We start from the raw sequence: 14,844 nt of genomic DNA on the forward strand, positions 1-14,844 counted from the left end.
GGCCGCCAGGTCAGCCCTGGCGGCCTCTGCGCGTCCCATCCGGACGGCGTGACCCCTACTCGTCTTCCCGATACCCCAGGCTCCGGAGGACCGCTTCCCGGTTGCGCCAGTCCTCCTTCACCTTCACAAACAACTCCAGGTAAATTTTCGAACCCAGCATCATCTCGATCTCCTGCCGCGCCCGGGCGCCGATCTCCTTCAGCATCGCCCCGCGCTTGCCGATGATGATGCCCTTCTGGCTCTCCCGCTCCACGTAGATCGTGGCGCCCACGTAGACGGTGCCGCTCTCCCGCCGCTGGATCTGCTCCACCTCGACCGCCACCGAATGGGGCACCTCGTCCCGGGTGAGCTGGAGGATCTTCTCCCGGATGAACTCGGCGATCACGAACCGCTCCGGCTGGTCCGTGATCATGCCCTCGGGGTAGTACTGCGGCCCCTCCTCCATCTGCTTCACGATCAGATCCAGCAGCGCGTCGATGTTCTTGTGCTCCAGGGCCGACACCGGCACGATGTCGACCCACTCGATGGTGGGGGAACCAGGCTCCGGGTGCTCGCTGCGGACCGCCGGGTCGGCCAGGGCCTTGTAGGCATCCAGCACGGCGTACCAGTCGCCCCGCTTCACCTTGTCCATCTTGTTGACGACAAGGATCACCCTGCGGCCCGACCGGGCCACCACCTCGGCCACATACTTGTCGCCCTCGCCGGGCTCGGGGACGGACCCATCCACCACGAAGAGGACCACGTCCACCTCGGGGATCGTGCCGATGGCCACCTTGTTCATGTACTCCCCGAGCCGGTGGCGCGGCTTGTGGATGCCCGGCGTGTCGAGGAAGACCACCTGTGCGCCCGGGCGGTTGTAGACGCCCAGGATGCGGTTGCGGGTGGTCTGGGGCTTGTCCGACATGATGGCGAGCTTCGCCTCGATGAAGGCGTTGAGCAGGGTGGACTTGCCCACGTTCGGCCGGCCCACGATCGAGCAGAATCCGGAGCGGAAGGGTTCCTGGGTCATGCCTCGTCCTCCCCGTCCTCCAGCACGTCGGCTGGCGTGAAGGCCCCCGGCAGCAGCTCGCGCACCGTGGTCAACTTGACATCCCCTTTCAGGTTGGTCAGGATGACGCGCGCGTCGGGGCCGAACTCGCTCATCACCTGGCGGCAGGCGCCGCAGGGACTGCAGGGGCCGTCGGTGTCACCCACCACGGCGATGGCCGTGAAGCGGCGGTGCCCGTCGCTCACCATCTTGAAGATCGCCGTACGCTCGGCACAGTTGGAAAGCCCGAAGCTGGAGTTCTCGATGTTGCAGCCGGTGTACAGCGTGCCGTCTTCGGCCAGCAGCGCTGCCCCCACCGGGAAGCGGGAGTAAGGGACGTAGGCCCGCGTGCGCGCCTCCCGGGCGGCGGCGATCAGTTCTGCATCGGTCATGGGCTATTCCCCCTCCTCAGGATTCGTGCCGGGCACCCCCGAAGAGGCCCAGCAGCGCCGTGATCACGGGTGGCAGGAGCCAGGGCGGGCGCTGCACCACGAGGGCGACAACTGCCCGGAGGCTCTCCCCCAGCGGACGCTCAAGCACGAAAAGCACCACCGCGGCAAACAGCGCGTGGAACGCCGTCAAGAGCACGGCCCCCGAGGCCACCTGCTTGGCCGCGGCGGCCAGCGGGTGCAGCCGTCCGGCGGCTGCCAGGTCCACCGCCCGCTCCACCGCGGTGTTCAGCAGCTCCGCGGTCAGCACCAGGGCGATGGTGACGCCCAGGTAGGCCACCTCCCACCCCCGGAGACCCACAGCATACCCGGCGACCCCGGCACAGGCGGCAGCGAAGGTGTGGAAGCGCAGGTTCGGCTCCTCGCGGTAGGCCAGCACCAGCCCCCGCAGCGCGTCGCGAAAGCGCGGCAGGACCCCGGTGTGCCGAAAGGGCCGGCTGCTCATCGCTGCAGCCCCAGGCCCGCCAGGATCTCCTCCGTCTTGGCCATCATGGCCGCCTCCTCCTCGGGGGTCTGGTGGTCCCAACCGAGGAGGTGAAGCACGCCGTGGGCCGTGAGGAAGCCCAGCTCGCGCTCGAAGGAGTGACCGTAGTCGGCCGCCTGGGCCAGGCAGCGCTCCAGCGAAATCACGATGTCGCCCAGGGGCAGGGGCTCGCCTTCGGGCAAGTCGCCCATGTCCTCCCCCTCCAGCTGGGCGAAGGAAAGCACGTCGGTGGGGCTGGCGAGGCCCCGGTGGTCGCGGTTCAGGTCGGTGATGGCCTCGTCGTCCACCAGTACCACCGAGACCGAGACCTCCGTCCCGAGGTGGGCGCCGGCCAGTGCGAGGGCTCGCTCCACGACCCTGCGGATCAGGTCCTCGTGCTCAGACGTGAACTCGACCTTCTCCTGCTCATTGCTGATCCAGATCTCCACGCTGCGTAGCCTCCTCAGCGCCGCCCGGTTCCGGCTGCGCTTCTGCCTGCTCCGCCGTTTCCCGGCCCGGGTCCGCGGGCGCGGCGCCTTCCTGGCCCGACCCACCCTGGGCCGGTGCAGCCCCGTCCTGGGCGGGAGCGCCCTGGTCTGCGGCGGCCGGCGCAGGCTTCTGCTGCCCGGGGTAGTCGATGCGGGCGTGGTGCACGCCGCTCAGGACCTTCACGAACACCCGGGCGATGGTGTTCAGCTCCTTCAGGGTAAGGTCGCAGTCGTCCAGCTGCCCCTGCTGAAGCCGGTCGTTGATGATCCTGCGCACCTGCTGCTCGATCTGGTCGGCCGACAGGTGACCCCGCTGGCGGAGGGCCCGCACCGACGCCTCGCACCCGTCGGCCAGCATGCAGATGGCGGTCTCCCGCCGCCGGGGCTTTGGCCCCTCGTAGCGGAAGTCCTCCTCGAGCACGTACTCTGACTGGCCGCCCTGCGACGCCATGTGGTAGAAGTAGCTGACCAGCATGGTGCCGTGGTGCTCGGGGATGAAATCGATGATCTCCTGGGGCAGACCGGCCTCCCGGGCCAGCTCGATGCCTTCCTTGACGTGGCTGGTGATGATCATCGCCGAGAGGCTCGGCGGCAGCTTGTCATGCGGGTTCTCGCTGCCGAACTGGTTCTCCACGAAGAACGCGGGGCGCTTGATCTTCCCGACGTCGTGGTAGTAGGCCCCCACCCGGGCGAGCACCGGGTCCGCGCCAATGGCCTCGGCCGCCGCCTCGCACAGGTTGGCCACCAGGATGGTGTGGTGGTAGGACCCCGGCGCCTCCACCATCAGCCGCTTGAGCAGCGGGTGGTTGGGATTGGAGAGCTCCAGCAGCTTGAGCGGCGTGACGATGCCGAAGAGGGTCTCGAAGAAGGGCAGGGCGCCGGTGACCAGGATGGCCACCAGCAGGCCGTTCAGGGCGCCCAGGCCCACGTTGCGCCAGACCAGCCAGTCGAGCAGCGGCGCCGACTCCAGCAGGTGGAGACCGAGGATGCTCAGCGCGTTGGCGAGGCCCACCAGCAAGCCGGCGCGGTAGAGATCATTCCGGCTCTCCACCCGGGCGACGGCATAGACGCCCACCACGGAGCCGAGCACCCCGACGGCGACAGCGCCCGCATCCACGGCCGATGTGAAGAGACCCAGAAGCACGGCGATGATCACGGACTGGAGCAGGGCCACCCGCGCGTCCAGCAGGATCGCCGCGAGGATGGCGTTCAGCGCCACGGGCATCAGGTAGGCGGCCCCGTCTCCGATCTGGTCGGCCAGGAGGGTCATCGCCAGCGAGAGGAAGAGCGTGATGAAACCGATGAGCCCCAGCAGCAGGAGCTTCGAGTCACGCTCCAGGAGCTCGGGGCGGAAGCGGCTGATGGAGAGCGCCATCACGCCCACCACCACCAGCGCCATCAGGGCCGATCCCACCCAGGTGTAGTAGTTGACCTGCTGGCCCACCAGCCCCAGTTCAACGAGGGCCTCGTACTGGTCCTGGGTGATGGGCTTGCCGGCCTCAATGATCAGCTCGCCCTTCTGCCACCAGACCTCGGGAACCTCCTGCCCGGCCTTCTGCCGCAGCCAGTCGGTCTGCTCCTGGTCCAACACCATGTTGGACTCGATCCGGCTCTTCACCAGCTCCCGGACGAACTGGGCGAGATCTGCATCCTCGATGGTGAGGGTGAACGGCTCCGCCCCGCTGTCGATGCCCGCCTTGATGCGGGTGACGTCCCGGTCGTAGACATCCTCTCCCAGCGAGGTCTGCAGGAGCGCCACCGCCTGCGCTTCCGCATCGTTGAGCGCGGCATCGTCCACCGTCAGCAGGGTCAGGTACGCTTCGATCGGCACCACGCTGAGCCGGATGCGGTCCGCCAGCTCCTGCACCCGGCTGGCGGGGTCCTCATCGGCCCGGGACCGGAAGCGGCGCACCTCGTTGAAGACCCAAGTTACGTGCTGCTGGGCGGACTCGAGCACCGCGGGCTCCCGCTTGTACACGGGGCTGACGGAGTTCTCCGCCTCCCTGACGCGTTGATTGGTGAGGATCTGGTTCTTGATCGGCCGCGGCGCCCGGATGCTGCGCGGCGCCACGTCGCCCACCTGAACGTCCAGGCGGACCGGCGCGCTCTGGTTGCCCAACACGAGGGTGAGGAGCGCGAAGAAGAGAACTCCCCAGACCACCTTGCGGATGCGGGAGTTCTTCCAGCGATCCTGTCGGGTCAGGTTCTCCAAACGTTCACGAAACCGTTGCCATATACGCATAGGATTGACGTGGGAGGGTCTGGCTATACCGTCCCCCTACCTCCCATCTTGTTCTAAGACTCCGTCCCGTCCCGCTTCTCAGCCCGAGGCCGGGGCGGGTGCGAGCCGGTTCCGCCGCTCTCCGCCGCCTCGTAGGCCTTGATGATCAGCTGGACCAGGTCGTTGCGCACTACGTCACGGTCGGTCAGATAACAGAAGGTAATGCCCGGAACGTTGCGCAGGATCCGCTGCACTTCCACGAGGCCCGACCGGGTCCCCTCGGGCAGGTCGATCTGGGTGACGTCGCCGGTGACGACGATCTTCGACCCGAAGCCCATGCGGGTGAGGAACATCTTCATCTGCTCGGGCGTCGTGTTCTGCGCCTCGTCAAGGATGATAAACGAGTCGTCCAGGGTGCGGCCCCGCATGAAGGCCAGGGGGGCCACCTCGATGACGCCCCGCTCCAGCAGCCGCTCGTACGTCTCCGAGCCCATGATGTCGAACAGGGCGTCGTAGAGCGGCCGCAGGTAGGGGTCCACCTTCTGCTGCATGTCGCCAGGCAGGAAGCCCAGTTTCTCACCGGCCTCCACCGCGGGCCGGGTCAGGATGATGCGGGCGACCTCCTTGGCCTTGAAGGCGGCCACGGCCACCGCCATGGCCAGGTAGGTCTTGCCCGTGCCCGCCGGGCCGATGCCGAAGGTCACACCGCTCCGGCGGATGGCGTCCACGTATTCCTTCTGCCCCAGGGTCTTCGGCCGGATCTGCTTGCCCCGGTAAGTGGTAACGATCACGTCGGTGAACGCCTCGGCCAGCGGCTTCTCATCCCCCTCCCGGGCGAGGCGGACAGCATAACGAACGTCCCGCTCCGTCACGCGGCCCCCGCGATTCTGGATGGCCGTCAGCCGGTCGAAGAGCCGCACCACTCGCCCCACCTCGGCTTCCGGCCCCTTCACCGTCACCTCGTTGCCACGCGGCACCAGCTGGACGTCGAAGCTCTCTTCAATATAGCGTAGATGTGAATCGTTCAACCCGAAGAGCTCGCGCGCCTTCGCGTTGTCGGCAATCAGGATTCGCCGTTCCAGGGTCTCATCCAACCCGGTCACCTGCCTGTTGTTCCATCGGCCCCTCCAGCGGGGCAGAGACCTCTTCCAGCGTCTCGACCGTGACCAGGATGCCCACGTAGCCGCCTTCCTGCTGAACGACTTCGGCCCTGAGCGGCGTCACGATGCGATCACCCGGCCCCAGCAGCCAGGCGAGGCGGCGCTCCATGGCCGTGCGCGCCCGCTCCGTCAGCTCCTCCACCGGCACCGTCACCGTTCGTGTCGAGACCTCCGCGACCTCTCGAATCACGAGTTCGACAGGTGGGTTCCAATTCCTCCACCCCCCCGGGGGGAAGGTCCGGGTGGAGACTTCATAATCAGTGTACGGAACCGGACCGCGCCCGGTCAGTAGTATGGACCGGCCGTTCCAGTTCAAAACCCACTGGGTGTAACGGCGCCCGGTGGGCTCCTTCACGGTCTCGGTGACGGGGAACTCGTAATACTGCCGGTACGCCACCCGGGCCCGCACGGTGGCCTGGGCGATGAGGGTGCGCGCCACTTCCTCCCGGGGCGGCAGGGGCATGCCCGGGATGACGGCGGGCCTGCCGCCGGCCCAGTAGCGCAGGGCGCACTCCACCAGCATGTCGCCGGCCTGCACCACATCCCCCTTCTTCACGAGCGGCTCGCCCTGGAACGGGATCACGTGCTCCACCACACCGGCCTTGCGAGCGACCAGGTGCACACAAACCGCCTGATCCGGCGGATTCACCGCCCCCTTCTCCACCACCTCGATCACGGCGCGGGTGCCCCGCACGCGCACCACGGCCCAGGAGAGCTCATCGATCTTCTGCCGCAGGTGGCGTGCGACCTCGTCAGGGTCGACCTGGGTCTTCCACGCACCCCGGCGCAGCCCGGCCTCGGCCGCAACGGCGAGGATGGCCCGGGGGTCGAGGTGGCCCGGACCCTTGATGCGCACGTCCACCACCCAGAAATGGCTCCCCGCCCAGATGAGCGTTGCCAGGGCGCCAGCCGCGCCAGCGAGCAGGAAGGGACGGCGCCGTAGCCGCCGGCTGAGGAATGGCAGGCCCCGCCGCTCCCGGATGCGCACCCGGCAGCGGCTGGCGCGGGCGATGGGCCGGAGGCGGAAGAAGTGGGGCACCAGCAGCGTCGCCTGCAGGCGCTCCGGCCAGCGGCGCACGTCCCAGAGCTGGATGTCTGCCTCCAGGCAGAGGTTGAGGAAGCGTTCGATCGCCCCGCCGGTCACCTCAATGCGCAGGGTGCCCAGCAGGTGTCGGATCAGCCGGCGCAGCATGTCAAGCCCCGCCTCCTTCCGGCGGGGCATAGCGCAGCCCGGTGATGCGGCCGTGGAGCACCAGCTGGTCAGGCGACAGGTATCCGATCCGCAGCTCCTCGCCGTCGATGGCCATCCGCCCCTCCGGCAGCCGCAGCACCACCCGCTCCGGCCGGTACTCCAAGAGCCCCCGGTGATTCTCCAGCACCAGCTCCGCATTTCCGATCAGGGTCGCCCGGGGCACGTCGAGCACCACGTCGCCCGGCAGCTCCAGGAGGGAGACGAGACGCTCCCTCAGGCCAGTCCGCCGCTGCTGCAAGGGGCCACCCCTCCCTCTGCGATGGCACGTCCACTGGAGAGTATGTATGCGGGGAGGGGACCGGGGTAGAAGTGGGCGGGTGCCCTGATGCCATGCCGGTCAGCGGCGCAAGCCGTGGCGCAAAGGCCGGCCTAGTCCCGGCGAATGACGGCATCTCTCAACTGCACAATGGCAATCGAGAAGGCGTCATCAGGAAGGTTCAACTCCGCAAGTCTGGCCCGAATCACAGACCTCGCCTGGTCGTCTTGAACGCCAACCAGGAGGCGGTTCACCTTGACCCCTCCGAGGCTGTTTCCCGTTACCTCATTGACGGACCCGACCCCCGGCTTCGGTTTCACCTCCGCCCGCCTCCGCCGGAAGGTGCTCCCCCTGTCCTGGCCGAATTTCCCACGGAAAAGGAGGGCTGCTCATGCACTTCCGCAGACCGGCCTGGTGGCCGCTCATCCTGGCCGTGCTGACCGCCGTCACGGCATGCAGCAGGGCGCCGGCACCGCAGCCCGGGGACGGGGGGCAGGGTGCAAGCCACGACGGCTCCGGCGTTCTCGTCCTGGCCGCTCCGCCGGACGTACCGCTGCCCCAGCTGGACGGCGTCGAGGTGCTGCCCACGGCCGAGGCCGCGGCGGCGCTGGCGCGGAGAGAGGCCGACGCGGCCGTCGTCGCGGGGGACCCGCCTCCCGCCTACGCCTCCTTCCCACTGAGAAGCGAGGAAAAGGTGATCCTGCAGGGCTGGCTGGACGAGCCCCTGTCGCTCACGCTGGCCGAGGCGCAGGAACTGCTGCCCAGGCTCGAACCGCCGGGAGAACCGGTGCGCGGGGCGCTGGCCGCGGGGCGGCTGGCAGACCTCCGTCCGGGCTGGCGGGCCGTGCCGGTGGATGGCATTCTCCCGACCCCGCAGAGCGTGCGGTCGGGCGAGTACCCGCTGGCAGACCGGCTGTTCGTGGCCTACCGGCCCGGGGAAGACGACCGGATCGCCCCCCTGAGGGCCGCGCTCCAGGCGGCCCTGGGAGAGGGAACCCAGGGGCAGGGCGAAGCAGGCCACGGCGACTGGATCAGGCTCTCCGTCGCCGGCGACTTCATGCTGGCCCGGGGCGTCGCCCGGGCGATACGGGAGAACGGCACGCTCTATCCCATCGAGAAGGTGCGGGACCACCTCTCGTCGGCCGACCTGGCCTTCGCCAACCTGGAGTCGCCCATCGGCGTCACGGGTCGCCCGCTGCCGGGCAAGCAGATCTGGTTCCGGGCAGATCCCGCGGCCATTGAGGTCCTGAAGGCCGCCGGCCTGGACGGGGTGACGGTGGCGAACAACCACATCCTGGACTACGATGAGGAGAACTTCCTCGAGACCCTCGACATCCTGGCGGAGGCCGGCATCCCCTGGACCGGCGGCGGCCGGAACCTCGAAGAGGCCCGCCGGCCGCTGGTGCTGGAGGCGAAGGGGGTCCGCGTCGCCTTCCTGGGCTACAGCGAGTTCGCCGACCTCTTCTTCGACTGGGACTACCCCCGCAGCTTCGCGGCCACGGAGGACAGGCCGGGAGTGCCGGCCATCCGGGAGGACTGGCTGGCCGAAGACATCCGGGCAGCCCGGGAGATGGCCGACGTCGTGGCGGTGGCCCTGCACTGGGGCGTGGAGTTCGTCAACTACCCCACCGAGGAGCAGCAGCGGCTCGCCCGCTTCATGGTCGACCAGGGTGCCGACCTGGTCCTCGGCTACCACCCCCACGCCATCCAGGGGTTCGAACTGTACAACGGCGGCTTCATCGCCTACAGCCTGGGCAATTTCATCATGGACCGGCAGGACACCGACCTGGCCCGGGAGTCGATGATCCTCGACTTTCTGATCGGGCCGGACGGCGTGAAGCAGGTGGAGGTCCACCCGGTCTGGATCCACGCCGAGCAGCCCTACATCATGCAGGGCCAGGAGGCCGCAGGGCTGCGGCAGAAGATGCAGGAAATCTCCGGGTGGTAGGTTCGCAACCCCCCACCCGCACGGGGCCGCGACCACGCTTTCCCTGCGGCGGTGCAGAACGAGCCATCGCAGACCCGAGGAGTGCTCCTCCTCGGCCGCGATGGCTCTTCTGTGCAGACCTCTGCCCAGGTGTGGGGCGATGTTCAGTCCTCCTGCCGCTCCCGCAGCGTCGGAAACAGGATCACGTCGCGGATGGACGGCGCCCCCGTCAACAGCATCACCAGCCGGTCCACCCCGATGCCCAGACCGCCCGTGGGCGGAAGGCCCACTTCGAGAGCAGCCAGGAAGTCCTCGTCCATCGGGTGGGCCTCCTCGTCGCCCGCCTGTCGCTGCGCCAGCTGCGCCTCAAACCGGCGGCGCTGGTCGTCGGGGTCGTTCAGCTCGGAGAAGGCGTTGGCCAGCTCCCGCCCCTGCACGTAGAGCTCGAACCGCTCCGTCAGGCGGGGGTCGGCGGGGTCGCGCTTGGCCAGGGGAGACGTCTCCACCGGATGGCCGATGACGAAGGTGGGCTGGACGAGCCGGTCCTCGGCGTACTTATCGAACAGCTCGGCCAGCAGCCCGCCCCAGGTCGTCGCCTCGACCGCGTAGCCGGCCGCCTCGGCCGCCGCCCGGACCGCCCGGGCGTCCCTCTGCTCGTCTCCCGAACTGCCCAGGGTCAGCACGTCGATGCCCGTGGCCTCCCTGACCACCTCGGCCATCGTGACGCGCCGGAAGGGGCCGCTGAGGTCGATCTCGCCCACCCGCAGGCTGCCGCTTGCCGCCAGGGCCGCATTCTGCACCAGCCGCTCGGTCAGGTCCATCATGTCGCGGTAGTCCGCATAGGCCTGATACGCCTCCAGCGAGGTGAACTCCGGGTTGTGCCGGGTAGAGATTCCCTCGTTGCGGAAGACCCGGCCGATCTCGTAGACCCGCTCCAGGCCGCCGACCACCAGCCGCTTCAGATGCAGTTCGGTGGCGATGCGCAGGCTCAGGTGCCGGTCCAGGGCGTTGTGGTAGGTCAGGAAGGGGCGGGCAGCGGCCCCGCCGGCCAGCGGGACCAGCACCGGGGTCTCCACCTCGAGGAAGCCCAGCTCGTCCAGCGTGCGCCGCAGGCTGGAGACGATGCGGGTGCGGGCCTCGAAGACGGCGCGGCTCTCGGGGTTGACCAGCAGGTCCAGGTGGCGCGCCCGGTACCGCTGCTCCACGTTCTTCAGCCCGCCGTGCTTGTCCGGCAGGGGCCGGAGCGCCTTGGTCAGCATGGTGAGACTGGCCGCCTTCACCGTCAGCTCGCCGGTGCGGGTGCGCATCAGTTCGCCGTCGGCGCCGATGATGTCGCCCAGGTCCAGCTGGTTCCAGATGAGGCCCGACTGAGCGTCGAGTTCGGACAGACGCAGATAGAGCTGCAGGCGCCCGGAGCCGTCCTGCAGGTGGGCAAAGCCCGCCTTGCCGTGGGAGCGGATGCTCACCACCCGACCGGCCACGCGGACCGTGTGGCGGGCGGCCTCCAACTCTTCCGCCGAGGCCGCGCCGTATTCGCGCAGCAGGTCGCCCATCAGGCGGCGGTCCGGAAAGCGACTCCCGAAGGGGTCGACGCCCGCCTGGCGCAGCGCGCCCACCTTGGCGCGGCGTGCCTCTTGCAGCAGTTCCTCTCGGGAAAGCATTCGGCGAATCCTCCTTCTTGGCCGTCAAGAAAATCAGGCCTCCGTCCCACAAATGGGACGGAGGCCTTGCTCCGCGGTACCACCCAACTTGGCCGCATGCAACGCGGCCCACCTCGATCCGGCCCGCCCGCAGGGGCGAACCCTTTCTCCCGGTATCGGGGGAGTGCCGTCCTCGCCTACTGCACCGGCCGGGGCCGGTGGTTCGGGGGAAGCTCCGAGGCCTTATACACAGGTCTCTCCGGGGCGGAACTCGCACCGCATGTTCCGCTCTCTGCGCCCGAGACGGCCTGTGCAGCGGGGGACGCTTCCCCCGCCCTCTTCATCGCGTTGGACCCTATTGCTTTGATCCTTGTATAGCGATGATGCTACACCGCCGTGCACCGGCTGTCAACGGCCTGACGGTACGCCGTTCACTTCCAGGCCGCACAGGCCGTGCGCACCAGGGCATGTCTGCAGGTATGGCCCCTCACTTCGTGGCGTACAGGATGCCGATGGTGCCCGGCCCGCAGTGGCTTCCGATCACCGCGCCGGCCTGGGTGACGATGACCTCCTGCACCTCCGGCAGGATGCGCCGGACCTGTTCGACCATGTAGGGGGCATCCTCGTGCGGCGAGTCGGGGCTGGTGATGAAGACCCGGTCCGGGCGCACCCGGCCCTGTGCCACGTCATCGGCGAACTGCTCCAGCATCCAGTCCAGCGCCTTCCGGCGCGGCCCGCGGATCTTGGCGGCGACGATCATGCCGCCGTCGACCACCGCGATCACCGGGCGGATCCTGAGCAGGGTGCCCGCCAGGGCCGCCACGCCGCTGCAGCGGCCACCCTTGTGCAGGTACTCCATCGTATCGATGACGAACCGCGAGCGTACCCCGGCCTGGTACGTCTCCAGGTCGGCGAGGATCTCGTCAACCGACTTCCCCTGCCGCACCAGATCGCAGGCGTGCAACACCTGCAGCCCGATGCCGGTGGAAAGGTTCCGGGAGTCGAAAACCCGCACCTGGCCCTCGGGGAACTCCGAAGCTGCGATCTGCGCGTTCTGGACCATGGCCGAGAACTTCGAAGAGATGCCGATGAAGATCACCTGGCTGCCGTCGGCGGTCGCCTCGGCGAACGCCTGACGCAAGGCGGCCGGTCCGGCGCTGGCCGTCTTGGGCAGCTTGTTCCGCTCCGCCACCATCCGGAACAGCCGGGGCGAGTCCATGTCGACCCCGTCCTGGTACGTCTCCTCGTCAAACTGCACCAGGAGCGGGATGATCCGCACGTTGTTTGCCGCCAGCAGTTCAGGGCTCAGGTCGCAGGTCGAGTCCGCGAGGATACGAATCGGGGGCATGGCCATAGAACCTCCATGAGGGGTTTTTGTTTCATCTTAACACATTCAAGCACTGGAGAGAGCCATCGAAACACGGCCGTGCCTCCGATCGTTCACCCTGCGGCCCCCCTGCGCCCCCCTCAGTCCGCCTGTGCGCCTGCCGCCCTGGCCGCCCCCGCCGTCTCCGGCCGGAGCTTGAGGTAGCCGTACACGCCTGCCGCCAGGTAGGCCAGGGAGTAGCCCAGCATGGTCTCGGCCGCCCCCATGCGGTCGGCCAGGGCGCCGGCCATCAGGTTGCCCGCAATCATGATCACGGCGCTGACGGTGCTGTAAGCGCCGGAGATGCGCCCGCGCACGTTGTCCGGCACCAGGTCCGCCATGGCGACCTGCAGACCGACGTTGACGGCCCCGCTGCCCAGGCCCAGCAGCAGCAGGAAGGCAGAGCTGGGAATCAGGCTGCTGGTTACCACGGCACCGGTGGCGGTGAGCCAGATGTAGCAGCAGCCGAGGCTGAAGAGGTGCCGCCAGCGGACCCGACTGCCCAGGGCCCCGATCAGGAACGCCCCCAGCACGGCTGCGGCGCCGAAGCCCGCAAGGACGAACCCCATCTGCTCAGCCGCCAGCCCCAGCGTGACGGTAAAGAACGTGACCAGAAGCACGTTGGTGCCCGAGTCGCCCAGGTTGGCGATACCCACTCCGGTGAGCAGGTGGCGCAGGTTCGGGCGCTCGCGGAGCAGGGCTGCGGCCTCCCGCAGGTCCCCCACCAGCCGGGCCACGGGCGAGGCGACCGGCCGGCGACCGGTCCCCGGAGCCGTGCCCTCGCCCTGCACCGGCGCACCTGCCGCGGCGGGCGCCGGCACCCGCATGCCCGCGTGCAACAGGGCGGAGATCAGGAACATCCCGCCGTTCAGCCCGAACACGGCCGCCGGTCCCACCAGCGCGAGCAGCACGGCGCCCAGGGCGTTGCCCAGCAGCATGGCCAGGCGCGCCGTCATGACGTTCAGGGAGCCTGCGGTAACCAGCTCCTCCCGCTTCACCAGGTTGGGCAGCAGGGCGGAGCTGGCCGGGCCGAAGAAGGCCGCCGCCACCGCAGCGGCAAAGTCCAGCCCGATCAGGGTCAGCGGCTCCTGCACGAAGATCATGCTGAACATGAGGGCCGCCCGCACGAGGTCCGCGCAGACCATGATTACCTTGCGCGGCAGCCGGTCGGCCAGCACCCCGGCCACGGGGCCCAGCACCAGGTTCGGCAGCAGGTTGGCGACCACCACCAGCGAGGTGTAGAAGCCCATCCGATCCTGGTCCTGGCTGAAGAGTTTCACCAGCGCAAGGGTGTTGAAGAAGTCGCCGACGCCTGCCAGCGCACCCGCCAGCCAGTAACGCAGGAAGTTGCGGTTCCGGAACAGCCCCAGATAGCGGGTCATGTCCGTTCCCTCCCCAGAGACGCACGCAGCGTTCACTGGCACCATCCTAGCAGTACCGGACCGCCCGTGAATCGTACCGGGGGGAGTAAGCGCATCGTACCTGGGGACGATTCCTCGATAGGACCGGCGTCCGGGCCGGCCCCTCCGGGCAGACTAGACGTGGGGGTATCTCTCTGGTCAACCTGTTTTCTGCTGCCGGCACGGGCGGCGCGCAACTCACCCCCGCCCTCATGGCGCTCCTGGAGCACAGCGACCGGGCCGTCTTGGACGGACTGCTGGCCCTGGCAGACCTGGGCGAGGGCGATACGGAGAAGGCCGAGTTCCACTTTCCTGCCCCCGGCGAACCCCAGGGCGTGGGCGAGATCCGCCTGCCGGGGCGGCGGGTGCTGGTGGCCGCCACCGCGCCCGGTCAGGAGCCGCCGGCCCCCACCCGCGAGGGGACGGACGTGCTGGTCGTCGGCGGGATCGCCTCTGCCTCCCCGGGCTCGCCGGAGGTGCGGCGGCTCTCGTGGGAACGGCTGGACCGCTGGCTCGCGGAACTGAGCGAGCAGTACGACCCCGAGAGCCGCACCGGCTTCCTGCTGCGCCAGTTCCGCGCCTTCCTTCCCGAGGCGGGCATCACCTACTTCCCCGGCTTCGGGCCGGAACTCCTGGACGCGGCGCCCCGCGCCCACCGTGACCTCGCCGCTTTTTTCCGGCTGGCCGAGGAACTGTTCAGTCTCCTGCAGACGGGCGTCGCGGCAGGCTGGCCACTCCTGCGCACGGCCCGGGCAGAGGACCTGCTGGCCGGCTTCTGCTTCCGGGACTACGCGGGGGCCGGGAAGGACGCGGCGAACTTCGTGCGCATCGCCCTCAACCTGGAGGCGAGTGAGTTGCAGATTGCGGTGTGGCTGGAACCTGGCGGACGGGCCCACCAGCGGCTGCGAACCACGCTGGCGGAGGGCGGGAAACTCGCCGACGCACTGCGGTCGCTGGCGCCCGAGCCGGTGCTCTGGCTGTGGTCGGCAGAGGATGACCGGAAGATCCCCGCGGCGGAGGTCGACGCCTCTCTGGCCGAAACCGTCGACTGGGACGCCTACACCGTGGCGGTGCAGGTGTCCCGCCCCTTCGCCGACCTGGCCGGCGAGGGGCTGCCCGACCGCATCGCCCAGTGGGTGGAGGAACTCCTGCGGATCATGGCACCCGTCCTGACCGACGTACTGCACTGAAAAGC

At 69.0% G+C, this 14,844-nt stretch carries 13 protein-coding genes; 2 read left to right on the forward strand and 11 right to left on the reverse strand.

Annotated elements, in window-relative coordinates; all coding sequences use genetic code 11:
• Positions 1–55 precede the first annotated feature (55 nt).
• From era to yqfC, 8 genes are all read right to left on the reverse strand, one after another.
• A complete protein-coding gene (gene era, locus AB2385_RS08335) occupies positions 56–1,009 on the reverse strand; it encodes a GTPase Era (protein WP_367654500.1) in 954 nt (317 codons plus the stop codon).
• A complete protein-coding gene (locus AB2385_RS08340; RefSeq protein ID WP_367654501.1) occupies positions 1,006–1,419 on the reverse strand; it encodes a cytidine deaminase in 414 nt (137 codons plus the stop codon). The genes era and AB2385_RS08340 overlap by 4 nt, the downstream gene beginning before the upstream one ends.
• A gap of 16 nt (positions 1,420–1,435) precedes the next feature.
• Positions 1,436–1,921, reverse strand: a complete 486-nt coding sequence (locus tag AB2385_RS08345) for a diacylglycerol kinase family protein (RefSeq protein WP_367654502.1) — start codon at positions 1,919–1,921, stop codon at positions 1,436–1,438.
• A complete protein-coding gene (gene ybeY, locus AB2385_RS08350; protein WP_367654503.1) occupies positions 1,918–2,388 on the reverse strand; it encodes an rRNA maturation RNase YbeY in 471 nt (156 codons plus the stop codon). Before ybeY ends, AB2385_RS08345 begins: the two co-directional genes overlap by 4 nt.
• Complete coding sequence (locus tag AB2385_RS08355; RefSeq protein WP_367654504.1) at positions 2,366–4,639, reverse strand: HDIG domain-containing metalloprotein; 2,274 nt, start codon at positions 4,637–4,639, stop codon at positions 2,366–2,368. Before AB2385_RS08355 ends, ybeY begins: the two co-directional genes overlap by 23 nt.
• An 83-nt stretch (positions 4,640–4,722) precedes the next feature.
• Positions 4,723–5,742: a PhoH family protein gene (locus AB2385_RS08360; RefSeq protein WP_367654505.1), complete on the reverse strand. Its 1,020-nt coding sequence runs from the start codon at positions 5,740–5,742 to the stop codon at positions 4,723–4,725.
• On the reverse strand, positions 5,735–7,000 hold the full coding sequence (yqfD, locus tag AB2385_RS08365; protein WP_367654506.1) for a sporulation protein YqfD: 1,266 nt from the start codon (positions 6,998–7,000) through the stop codon (positions 5,735–5,737). Before yqfD ends, AB2385_RS08360 begins: the two co-directional genes overlap by 8 nt.
• A 1-nt stretch (position 7,001) precedes the next feature.
• The gene (yqfC, locus tag AB2385_RS08370) at positions 7,002–7,298 is read right to left on the reverse strand and encodes a sporulation protein YqfC (protein ID WP_367654507.1); all 297 of its coding nucleotides are present in this window, start codon (positions 7,296–7,298) and stop codon (positions 7,002–7,004) included.
• A gap of 409 nt (positions 7,299–7,707) precedes the next feature.
• Between yqfC and AB2385_RS08375 the strand changes: the two genes are divergently transcribed.
• Positions 7,708–9,264, forward strand: a complete 1,557-nt coding sequence (locus AB2385_RS08375) for a CapA family protein (protein WP_367654508.1) — start codon at positions 7,708–7,710, stop codon at positions 9,262–9,264.
• A 143-nt stretch (positions 9,265–9,407) separates the two neighbouring features.
• Here AB2385_RS08375 and lysS read toward each other — a convergent pair whose 3' ends face one another.
• From lysS to AB2385_RS08390, 3 genes are all read right to left on the reverse strand, one after another.
• Positions 9,408–10,904, reverse strand: a complete 1,497-nt coding sequence (gene lysS / locus AB2385_RS08380; RefSeq protein WP_367654509.1) for a lysine--tRNA ligase — start codon at positions 10,902–10,904, stop codon at positions 9,408–9,410.
• Between the two features lie 466 nt (positions 10,905–11,370).
• Positions 11,371–12,231 carry a DegV family protein gene (locus AB2385_RS08385; RefSeq protein WP_367654510.1) on the reverse strand — a complete coding sequence of 287 codons (861 nt, stop codon included), beginning with the start codon at positions 12,229–12,231 and terminating at the stop codon, positions 11,371–11,373.
• 119 nt (positions 12,232–12,350) lie between these two features.
• Positions 12,351–13,631 carry an MFS transporter gene (locus AB2385_RS08390; protein ID WP_367654511.1) on the reverse strand — a complete coding sequence of 427 codons (1,281 nt, stop codon included), beginning with the start codon at positions 13,629–13,631 and terminating at the stop codon, positions 12,351–12,353.
• A gap of 230 nt (positions 13,632–13,861) precedes the next feature.
• Between AB2385_RS08390 and AB2385_RS08395 the strand changes: the two genes are divergently transcribed.
• Positions 13,862–14,839 (forward strand): hypothetical protein, encoded by a 978-nt coding sequence (locus AB2385_RS08395; protein WP_367654512.1) that lies wholly within the window; start codon positions 13,862–13,864, stop codon positions 14,837–14,839.
• Positions 14,840–14,844 lie beyond the last annotated feature (5 nt).

It is taken from the genome of Symbiobacterium sp. (assembly GCF_040797425.1).
Lineage (GTDB): Bacteria > Bacillota > Sulfobacillia > Symbiobacteriales > Symbiobacteriaceae > Symbiobacterium.

Excerpts from the sequence above, each read along its gene's own strand:
- AB2385_RS08395 (WP_367654512.1), top strand. The coding sequence starts at position 13,862 with ATGGCGCTCCTGGAGCACAGCGACCGGGCCGTCTTGGACGGACTGCTG.
- AB2385_RS08390 (WP_367654511.1), bottom strand. The coding sequence starts at position 13,631 with ATGACCCGCTATCTGGGGCTGTTCCGGAACCGCAACTTCCTGCGTTAC.
- AB2385_RS08385 (WP_367654510.1), bottom strand. The coding sequence starts at position 12,231 with ATGCCCCCGATTCGTATCCTCGCGGACTCGACCTGCGACCTGAGCCCT.
- yqfD (WP_367654506.1), bottom strand. The coding sequence starts at position 7,000 with ATGCTGCGCCGGCTGATCCGACACCTGCTGGGCACCCTGCGCATTGAG.
- AB2385_RS08340 (WP_367654501.1), bottom strand. The coding sequence starts at position 1,419 with ATGACCGATGCAGAACTGATCGCCGCCGCCCGGGAGGCGCGCACGCGG.
- AB2385_RS08375 (WP_367654508.1), top strand. The coding sequence starts at position 7,708 with ATGCACTTCCGCAGACCGGCCTGGTGGCCGCTCATCCTGGCCGTGCTG.
- era (WP_367654500.1), bottom strand. The coding sequence starts at position 1,009 with ATGACCCAGGAACCCTTCCGCTCCGGATTCTGCTCGATCGTGGGCCGG.
- AB2385_RS08345 (WP_367654502.1), bottom strand. The coding sequence starts at position 1,921 with ATGAGCAGCCGGCCCTTTCGGCACACCGGGGTCCTGCCGCGCTTTCGC.
- lysS (WP_367654509.1), bottom strand. The coding sequence starts at position 10,904 with ATGCTTTCCCGAGAGGAACTGCTGCAAGAGGCACGCCGCGCCAAGGTG.